The sequence below is a fragment of the Moraxella sp. CTOTU49097 genome (genome assembly GCF_032064105.1).
Taxonomy (GTDB): Bacteria; Pseudomonadota; Gammaproteobacteria; order Pseudomonadales; family Moraxellaceae; genus Faucicola; species Faucicola osloensis_B.
On the sequence record NZ_DAMBOA010000038.1, the window covers coordinates 1 to 6294 of the forward strand.

Annotated in this window: 6 protein-coding genes; all 6 read right to left on the bottom strand. The window is 44.6% G+C overall.

What is annotated here, in order from left to right; all coding sequences use genetic code 11:
* Positions 1–1112: 3-deoxy-D-manno-octulosonic acid transferase (locus RT064_RS10765; protein WP_313063355.1), on the bottom strand; the 1112-nt coding region annotated here is incomplete at its 3' end.
* Between the two features lie 132 nt (positions 1113–1244).
* Positions 1245–1778 carry an inorganic diphosphatase gene (locus RT064_RS10770; protein WP_060994803.1) on the bottom strand — a complete coding sequence of 178 codons (534 nt, stop codon included), beginning with the start codon at positions 1776–1778 and terminating at the stop codon, positions 1245–1247.
* Positions 1779–1976: 198 nt separating this feature from the next.
* Positions 1977–2621 (bottom strand): endonuclease III, encoded by a 645-nt coding sequence (nth, locus tag RT064_RS10775; protein WP_313063360.1) that lies wholly within the window; start codon positions 2619–2621, stop codon positions 1977–1979.
* An 81-nt stretch (positions 2622–2702) separates the two neighbouring features.
* The gene (locus tag RT064_RS10780; RefSeq protein WP_313063357.1) at positions 2703–3512 is read right to left on the bottom strand and encodes an RnfABCDGE type electron transport complex subunit B; all 810 of its coding nucleotides are present in this window, start codon (positions 3510–3512) and stop codon (positions 2703–2705) included.
* A 113-nt stretch (positions 3513–3625) separates the two neighbouring features.
* Positions 3626–4435: an NAD(+) diphosphatase gene (gene nudC, locus RT064_RS10785; protein ID WP_313063358.1), complete on the bottom strand. Its 810-nt coding sequence runs from the start codon at positions 4433–4435 to the stop codon at positions 3626–3628.
* Between the two features lie 18 nt (positions 4436–4453).
* Positions 4454–6130 (bottom strand): hypothetical protein, encoded by a 1677-nt coding sequence (locus RT064_RS10790; RefSeq protein ID WP_313063359.1) that lies wholly within the window; start codon positions 6128–6130, stop codon positions 4454–4456.
* Between the last annotated feature and the right edge of the window lie 164 nt (positions 6131–6294).

Sequence of the window (6294 nt, forward strand, 5' to 3'; positions counted from 1 at the left end):
GCTTGTTTTAACTGATCCACAATCAGTTGGCAAGATTGGGTATATTGCCCCATAATAATTGGCTTGCCGACAATGGCTGCTTCTATCGGATTATGCCCACCTATATTAACCAAAGACCCACCGACAATGGCAATGTCTGAAAGAGCATACCACACGCCAAGCTCACCCATACTATCTGCCAAATAAACGCTCTGGTTTTTGGCAGGTTCGCCATCTTGACTACGCCGAATCACCGGCAAATTTTTTGAATCAATCAATTTGGCGACATCATCAAACCGCTCAGGATGACGTGGTACGATAATGAGCAGCGGATGACGGTTGGCATACTGGGATTTCACGGTTAAAAAACTGTCTAAAATTGCTAATTCTTCGCCTTCATGGGTGCTGGCTGCCAAAATCACGGCGCGATCTGACAAGTTCCAACTTTGTTTTAACTTTTCGGCACGGCTTAGCATCAACGGGTTGGTTTTACTAGACCATTTAAGCGAGCTGGCAATGCGGATTTTGTCACTGGTAGCGCCCAATTGGCGAAAGCGTTTGGCAGAATCGCTGTCTTGGGCGATGATAAGGTTTAAGTTCTCCATCATACTTTGGCTCAGCTTGGCAGCTTTTTGATATCCCTTAAAGGATTTTTCTGACAAGCGACCATTGACCAAAATCGTGGCAATTTGACGCTTGTTCAATTCAGCAAGCGTGGTGCCCCACAATTCAGTCTCGATAAATAACGCGGCGATGGGTTGGACATGGGTCAAAAATTTATCAATCACCGCTTTGCTATCGACCGGTACAAAACTATGGTACACCTTGCCGGCTGCTATCTCCGGCGCAAACAGCTGCTCAACACGGTTATAGCCTGTATGGGTGGTATTGGTCACCCAAAGCGCATAGTCTTGCGCGAGCAAATCTCTTAAAATCGGTTCGGCGGTATTGGTTTCACCGAGGGACACCGCATGACACCAAATTATCGGCTGGCGGGTGTGAATCTCAGGAAACACTTGACCGAAGCGTTGCTGCTTTTCATTAGGCAAGGTGGTTTTGCTCGCAAGTTTTAGTTGGTATAGTGGCTTTAACAGTGACATGGCGAGACGATAGTATAACGGTGTGGCTTGCATAACGACTCTTGAAACAACTTAATAAAAAAATGCCGTTATTGTAAAAAACGAGGGCTAAAATAGCAATAAAAAAACCCTACCTTGTAAGTAGGGTTTTTGAACTTAGAGGTTCGCGAAATTCAAGGCGAACAATTAGGCTTGTTCTGTCCAGCGTTTTTGTGATTCTTTAATCACCGCTTTGGCTTCCTCGATGTCGCCCCAGCTTTCAACTTTGGTTGTGCCCGCTTTTTTCAAATCTTTATAGTGATTGAAATGGAACTCGATTTGCTTAATCAATTGCTGTGGTAAATCTGCTAGGGTATTGATAGCGTTACCGTTGTTGCGGTCATCGGCAGGTACTACAACCACTTTATCATCCACTTCACCATCATCCACGAATTTCATCACGCCAATGACTTTGGCTTCGATAAAGATGCCTGTTGGTAGCGGGGTGTCAGTGATGATCAGTGCGTCTAATTCGTCACCATCTTCATCAAGGGTTTGTGGGATAAAACCATAGTTGGTTGGTTTGGCAAATAATTGTGGCTCTACGCGGTCAAGTTGCATCACGCCAAGTTTACGGTTCCATTCGATTTTGTTGTTTGAACCCGCTGGAATCTCGATAACCACGTTAATCACGCCGCCATCAACATCACCCGCATCAAGAATTTGGTTAAAATCTGCCATGAGTTTTTCCTTTTTGTTAGTAAAGTTGCTTACAAAACTGCTTGTAAAAAAGTAGCCTAAAAGTGGGTTGATTATAGCAAAGTCTGTTGGCTTTCTCTATTTATTCCCATCGCAACTTGTAGGAAATTATGAATATACATAGGCAAATTTGGAATTAAAAAATTGGTTATTTAACATTCTGTGTCAATTTTAAGCAACTTATTTTTCAATAAACTTGGCTTTGTCTTTAAACATACATTCGTCATACACTGGGCATTTGCCACATTCGGGACTTCTAGCTTTACAGGTGTAACGCCCATGCAAAATCAAATAATGGTGCGCGTCCAATATATAGTCCTGTGGTATTCGCGCGATGAGTTTATCTTCCACTTCTCGCACGTTTTTACCCGTTGCCAAGCCTGTGCGATTGCCGACACGAAAAATATGGGTATCCACAGCCATAGTAGGCTGCCCAAAGGCGGTGTTGAGCACCACATTGGCAGTTTTTCGCCCTACCCCCGCTAGGCTTTCAAGCTCTTGGCGGGTTTGCGGCACTTCGCTAGCAAATTTATTCACCAAGTCTTGACAGCATTTCATCACATTTTTGGCTTTGCTATTGTATAGCCCAATGGTTTTGATATAGCTTTTTAGCCCTGCTTCACCCAAATCCAAAATTGCTTGCGGGGTATTGGCGACGGCATACAGTTTACGGGTAGCCAGATTGACACTGACATCGGTGGCTTGTGCCGACAGTATGACTGCGATCAACAATTCAAAGTTGCTTTGATATTCCAGTTCCGTCTCTGGTTTTTCAATGGCTGCGGCTAGTTTTTGGAAAAACGGCAACACGTTGTTATTGGGCATGCGCCGTGATGGCGGCGTCTCTGCGGTTTTGGGCACTTGGATTTTTGGTTTGATGTTGGCAACCATTATGCACTCTTTAGGTTATGGCAGTGTCGCAAGTTGCTGCTGCAAGGCTTGTACCAAGGCTTGTTTGTTGTCATCAGCGCGTACGGCAAGTTGTTTTTCTAATTTTTTGATTTGGGTGCGTAGTTTTGCCGCTTCGATGGCGTTTTTAGCTGCTGCTTCATCGATATCGACTTTGATATCATTGAGTTTGGCTTGTACCATACTGACCACAGGTTTGGCATTGGTGTTGTCATTGACTTGGCGTTCGATACGATCAAGGTGGGCGTAATAGCGCGCGCGTAATCCGTCTTGCTCGGTTTGTCTTGTCGCGTCATCCATCAACCGTGTGAAGGGCACCAGCTCGATGCAGTCCACTGGACAGGGGGGCAAACACAGCTCACAACCTGTGCATAGGTCGGTAAAAATGGTGTGCATACGTTTGCCTGAGCCAATAATGGCATCGACAGGACACGCAGGAATACATTTGGTACAGCCAATGCAATCTTCTTCTCGAATGATGGCTCGCATTTCCATCGGACGATTGGTAGCGGGATCCGTTTGCCACTTTGAGGCTTCAGCTGTCAGCGGGATACGCCCAAGCAGTTTGCCGATTCGGTCGGTGACTGATTGTCCACCAGGCACGCATTGGTTATGCGATTCACCCAGTGTGACAATTGAGGTGGCATACGGCAGACAGCCTTCAGGATGACCGCATAGCCCGCATTGGGTTTGCGGCAGGACTTGGTCGATTTGTTGTATTAATCGTTGATGCTCGATACTTAGGCTATTTAAGTTTAACGTATTAAATAGATTAGGTACCTTGAAAACAGGTTGGCTATCAGACATGGCTCAATTTTTATTCACTATAATCATCAGTGTATATTTTACCATAGCTCATGCCTATTTCGCTTATAACCTATCAAGACAAATCATCAAAACAAATCACTTAATCAATCTGTTTAAGATTGGTAATGCTGTTTGACCCATTCGATCAGTTGGTAAGCAATCGTGCCTTTTGGCGGGATGATAGGGCCGTTTTCATCTAAGCTATCTACATCAAAAAATTGGGCATCCATCAGCTCATTGTTATCTATGGTGATATCGCCACTTTGGTAATCTGCAATAAAGCCTACCATTAAATTGCTGGGAAAAGGCCACGGTTGGCTGCCAAAATAGCGCAAATTGCTGACAGATAACCCCACCTCTTCCATCACTTCACGATGCACGCATTGCTCTAAGCTCTCACCGACTTCCACAAAACCTGCCAGCACGGTATACATTTTGCTATCGGTCGCCCGTAGATGATGCGCCAACAAAATCTGCGGTTTATCCGCGGTGGTTTTGATGATGGCGGTGATGATACAAGGCTGTACTCTGGGATATTGGTGATAATGGCAGCTGGAGCAAACGGTGGCATTTTCAATGGGGTGTAACTCCGTGGGCGTACCGCAGCGGCTACAAAATTGATGATCTTGACGCCAGCGTAACAGCTGCATGGCTTTGGCTAATTGACTGGTTTGTAGGGCGTCAAGGCTGCCAATCAGATGTCGAAAGCGCAGAAACTCAATCTGTCCTGTAATCTCTTCTGGCAATTGCGACAAGTCGATATCTTGATGGGCAATGGCATAAATACTGTTGCCTGCCTCATCGGTGTCCACTTTAACGGCCTGAGCGGGCACGTCCTCACAACGATAAAAAAAAGGAAGTCCGCCTATACAAGCGAACTTATCGTTATCACAAATAAGCAAATAATGGTGTAATGCGGTCATATTGGTTACCAAATTACCCTAAGCCACAAGCATGTGTTGTAAGCTGCGATAGCCTACATGCATTGCATGGTTGCCTGCGGGTTTGTTCGTTTCAAGACTTTCTAGATAATAATCTGCTGACATCACAATATCGGCAATTTTAGCAAGCGCATGCTCTGACAACTCGCGACCCTGTTGCTCGATTAAACTTTGTAGCACTATGGCACCGCGTTTGAGCAGTTGGCTTTGCCGAGGTAAGTTTAAAAATAAGCAAGCACCCGAGATAGCCCGCATAATATCAGGCACAGGCGTGATATGTAGAATATCTTTGTCGGTGTCATTTAGATAATCATTGAGCGCAGTTTCAATGGTGGCAATGGCGGTACGGCTTTCTTGGACGAGCGTGTTGTGAGCCGTTTCGATTTGATGTAGCGAAATAGTCTGGTTGTACACCGGCAATGTCACCGCACCTGGGGTATGTGATTTTGCTAGGTTAATCGCCGCATTTTCTGCCATCATTAAAGTGCCAAGCAAGCCATCAAAATCATCAGGGGTTGGCTGCGTCCAAGTTTTTACTTTGCCAATTTGTTGAGACAGCGCTGCACTAACTTCATTTAAATTTAAGGTTTTAAACACGCTACTTAAATCATGCAAATGCTGCGCCATGCTATCAATCTCATCTGTGCTTGAGTTGAGATTATCTTGGCGGGCATAACTATCACTGGCAGATTTAATCAAATCAATTTCTTGCTGGATGAGCTGGTTAAGCGTACTAGTCACTTCACGGTCAGGTCCAAATAGGAAGCGGCGCATGGTTTTTAACTGGGTTTCATCTAAGGTATTGGTCGAGAATTTGTGCTGAACTTGCAAAGCAAGCTGGCTATCTCTTGAACTGGCAAATTGCACCAAATCAGCAAAGCGAGAATCATTGACAGGTAGATAGTCATTAAATTGTTGTTCAACAAAAATGAGCGCCCGCTTTTGCAGGTTGCTAAGCGGTAAAGCCTCCGCCAAATCTGATACAGCCGCATCAGCAGCATGCCAAAACAGACTATCAGTACGTTTTGAAACCATTTCACACGCAGCTTGCATGGCTTTGAGTTTTTCTAGCTCTTTAGGCGATAATTGATTGCTCTGTGCAGTAAGTGCTACGCTCAGGCCTGCGCGATAAGCTTCCACCAATTTTTTTGGGTCAATGCCGAGTGATGTTAACGGTTGGTAATTTTGTTCTGGATTGGCAATCACGATACTGCTGTTTTTGTTGGCAGTTAAGTCTGACAGCTGAAGCAATGGCTGATTCAAATCACTGTGAAGTTGATTGATAATCGGCAACAACAACGAAGGTTCAATGGTCTCTTTAAGTAATACAAACTCGATATAACGCGCCAACGTCATAATACCTTCTGACACATCCATCATCATGTCATTGCCAGCTTGGTCGCGCTCGTCATAGATTTTTTGCAGTCCTGCCGATAGACTATTGGCGAGTTCATAGCCTTCCTCTAATTGAATTAACCGCAATACTTTTGCCAATTGCGCCAAGGTATCCACGGAATCAAGCAGCAAAGGCGCTTGACTACTGTCGTCATTAAACTCACTTAAATGCATTTCGGCATCGTGTAGCGTCACGGCAAGTTCAGGTCTTAACAAATGTAATGAAGGCAAATCAAAATTGGTGACCGTTAGTTTTTGTGAGTTAGGACTTGGCAGACTCATGTTTTTTTATCCAAAATGATTTTAGGGTGATAAAGGTAAAATGACAGTGTTTAAGCGTTTTTAACGTAGACTTGCATATCAATCCAACGCGCGTATGACAGCTACGCTTATTGCTGATTATTGTAAAACGTCCCTATGCCAGTGTCTATGTCAAAGTGTTAATA